This window comes from Micromonospora sp. KC721 (assembly GCF_004348355.1).
Taxonomy (GTDB): domain Bacteria; phylum Actinomycetota; class Actinomycetes; order Mycobacteriales; family Micromonosporaceae; genus Micromonospora.
On the sequence record NZ_SMJY01000346.1, the window covers coordinates 1 to 2,804 of the forward strand.

Sequence of the window (2,804 nt, forward strand, 5' to 3'; positions counted from 1 at the left end):
CTACTCGAACAAGCCGGCCACTCCGACGCCGCCCACGACGCTTACCTCCGCGCCGCCCGGACCACCGCCAGCCTGCCCGAACAGCGCTACCTCACCCGCCGCGCCGCCCAACTTCGGAAGATCTTTCCGCGCTAGGGCGGCGTGTCCCTAGATCACTGCCTGAAGTTGTTTTCCGGCTGGAAACTACGGGCGGTCCAGCGGGGCGGCGGCCCGCGGCCCGTAGAGGGCTGTTGCTTACGTCGGCCACGCCAGACCAGTGGCAAGCCGACCCGGACCGCAGACGCTGCCCGCCGGCCGGATGCTCCGGCTCACCAAGACCCAGATCGAGATCACCGACGGGAACCTCCACCGGCCGCTGCGGCTGAACTGGACCGACCTGGGTGCCGTCCTGGACGCCGGCCGGATCACCGACGAGCTGATCCGCCGATGCGAGCAGGCAGTCATCGCCTGGCGCGACCACCCGGGCGGATTCCGGGGCGCCGGCTGGACCGACGTTGTCGACGCCTGCTCCCGAACCGGAGAAGCCGTATGGGCAGAGTGCCGACCGAACGACCCCGGCGAGCAGCTCGACTTGTTCGCCGGCATCGAGAGCGGCGACCAGCCGTGATCAGGACCGCGACCCTCGAAGACCCGTGGCTGGCGGCCCCCTACCGAATCGGCGACAGCGCCCGCATCGGCCCGAGCCGCGCCGCCGCGCTGCACGAGGGCTGAGCACCAGGAGGCGGACCAGCCGGTCTGGTCCGCCTCTTGTCCGTGTCGCAACCCCGCAGACGACACCAGATCGGTGCTACCCGGCGTATGGTGGCGGTATGACCGCCCAGGTGAGGAAGCTGTCGATCTCCGTACCGCCCGACGTCGCGGAGCAGTTGGAACGCGAACCCAACGCCTCCGCGTACATCACCCAAGCCGTTCGTGACCGGATGCGCCTGGACGCCCTGGCCGCTGAACTGGCCCACCAGGGCATCTCGATCACCGAGCAGGGCGTCGCCGAGGCCCGCGCCCGCCGCGCCGCCGTCGAGGCCGAATGGCCGGCCGAGCGGCGCCAGGCCGTACGGGACCGGGTCCGCCAGCACCTGCTCGACGAGGCCAACGGCTCCCGCCAGCAGTCAGTCGCGTGACCGGCGACGACGAGGACCGACCGGTCCGGCTGCTGCTGGACCGGTCAGCGCTGCTGGCCTACGTCGCCGGCTCTGTGCACGTCGGCGAGCCGCTGCACGAGGTCATTGAGGACCGCAACCGGTTCGCCGTCACCGCCGTCACCGCCGCCGAAGCCCTGGCCGTCATCGACGACCCGAAAGACCGCGCCACCGTGCATCGCCTGCTCGCCCTCGACGCCTGCGTCGTGCTGCCCACCGACGGGCAGTCCTGGCACGAGCTGAGCTACTGGCGTACCTACACCGGCCGCATCGACCTCGCCACCACCGTCGTGGCCAGTCTCGAACACGACGCTTCGATCCTCACCCGAGAGAATCGGTACGGCGACGGCGACCTGCCCGTGATTTACATGCCGGGCTAGCCACTCGCAGCCTCATGCCGTGAATCCGTCGACGTACACGGCGGTTGCGTCGTCGGAGCGCTTGTTACGCCGCCACCTGGTGGCGTGCGGGTCTTCCGCCTCGGCTTGACGGACCAGCGCGATGAGTTCTGTCGGGCCTTCAGTGCGCAGCAGTTTCATGGTGTCCGGCCAGGAGAGCAGGCCCAGAGTGACTGCCCGGGCGGCACCATCGCTGAGGATCGCCACGCTCGTCTGCTCTCCGACTTCGCAGGAGCCTGCCAGGGCGTGTTCGACGACCTTGGGGTCTGCCTCCGCAATCCAGTACCCGCCGGGAACATTGCGTGCGGCCAGCTCGGCGTGCTTCATCGCGAGTAGCGCTTCTGCCTTTCCTGGCGATCCAATCGGGTGCCGGTCCGCCTCAGCACGTTCGGCCGCAGCCGTGCGACTGACCCTGTCGTCCGTGACGACGCTCAGCTCACCGCCTTGGTCAATCGCTAGCGAGACATCTCCCCGCCCCGGGGCCGGAGGCTGGCCGGGCCCCGGGGCGGTGGTTCAGTAGCCGTAGCGGTTCTTGAGGTGGCGCCACCAGTCGCGGAGCATCCAGGCGTCGAACTCGGTGATCGAGGCGGAGCTGCCAGCCTTCATGATGAACCCGCCGACGCCACTGGGGGTCCAGTCGTAGAAGTCGTCAAGGCCGAAGGTGTGGCCGATCTCGTGCAGCAGGATGGTCATGTTCTCGGCATTGAGGTTGGCCATGTAGTACTCGCGGCCCATTCGCTGGCCCCAGTCACCGCCGGCGCCGCCGCCGAAGCCGTCGGTCAGCCACAGCGACTGGTCGTAGTGCCGACTGGCGCCGCCGGGGCAGTTGGGGTACTGGCCGTTCTGGTTGAAGTACCGTCCGCAGCCCTCGGAGCACTGCGGAGCGTTTTCCCGGATGTTGTTGACGTAGATGTCGACCGAGCTGTCGGACCACTGCAGCTGGTTGCGGTCGCGCACCGCCCAGCCGACAACCTTGATCGGCACGTTGTCGTAGGGCCAGCCGTTGTGGCCGACCATGATGTCCATCCATTTCTTGTACTGCCGGGCGAGCGTGGCGTGGATCTGGTCGCGCTGGGCGGCGGTGACGGTGGCGCTGGAGTCCCACCGGACACAGAAGTTGAGGTAACCCCGGTTGGCCATGACCTGGTCCCAGCCGAAGTTCCGGAACCCGTACACGTTTCCGTTGTTGTAGGTCTCCTCCACGTGCCGCCAGACCTGGTCTAGCGGGGTCACCAGATGGGCCGGCGGGTTCCAGCCGCTGGTGGGCGGC

Annotated in this window: 4 protein-coding genes and 1 pseudogene; 3 read left to right on the forward strand and 2 right to left on the reverse strand. The window is 68.6% G+C overall.

The window, feature by feature from the left end; all coding sequences use genetic code 11:
* Positions 1-256 precede the first annotated feature (256 nt).
* The 3 genes from E1182_RS30065 (at position 257) to E1182_RS30075 (ending at position 1,516) form a co-directional block, all read left to right on the forward strand.
* The gene (locus E1182_RS30065; protein ID WP_132271117.1) at positions 257-607 is read left to right on the forward strand and encodes a hypothetical protein; all 351 of its coding nucleotides are present in this window, start codon (positions 257-259) and stop codon (positions 605-607) included.
* A 202-nt stretch (positions 608-809) separates the two neighbouring features.
* Positions 810-1,118: a hypothetical protein gene (locus E1182_RS30070; protein WP_132271118.1), complete on the forward strand. Its 309-nt coding sequence runs from the start codon at positions 810-812 to the stop codon at positions 1,116-1,118.
* Positions 1,115-1,516 (forward strand): PIN domain-containing protein, encoded by a 402-nt coding sequence (locus E1182_RS30075; RefSeq protein ID WP_132271119.1) that lies wholly within the window; start codon positions 1,115-1,117, stop codon positions 1,514-1,516. Before E1182_RS30070 ends, E1182_RS30075 begins: the two co-directional genes overlap by 4 nt.
* A gap of 12 nt (positions 1,517-1,528) precedes the next feature.
* Here the strand turns inward: E1182_RS30075 and E1182_RS30080 are convergent, their stop codons facing one another.
* Together E1182_RS30080 and E1182_RS30085 are read right to left on the reverse strand one after the other, a co-directional pair.
* Positions 1,529-1,861, reverse strand: a complete 333-nt coding sequence (locus E1182_RS30080; protein ID WP_207921580.1) for a hypothetical protein — start codon at positions 1,859-1,861, stop codon at positions 1,529-1,531.
* 186 nt (positions 1,862-2,047) lie between these two features.
* Positions 2,048-2,804: pseudogene (locus E1182_RS30085) on the reverse strand (cellulose-binding protein); the annotation flags it as partial.

Coding starts and splice junctions, on each gene's coding strand:
- E1182_RS30070 (WP_132271118.1), top strand. CDS start 810: ATGACCGCCCAGGTGAGGAAGCTGTCGATCTCCGTACCGCCCGACGTC.
- E1182_RS30080 (WP_207921580.1), bottom strand. CDS start 1,861: ATGAAGCACGCCGAGCTGGCCGCACGCAATGTTCCCGGCGGGTACTGG.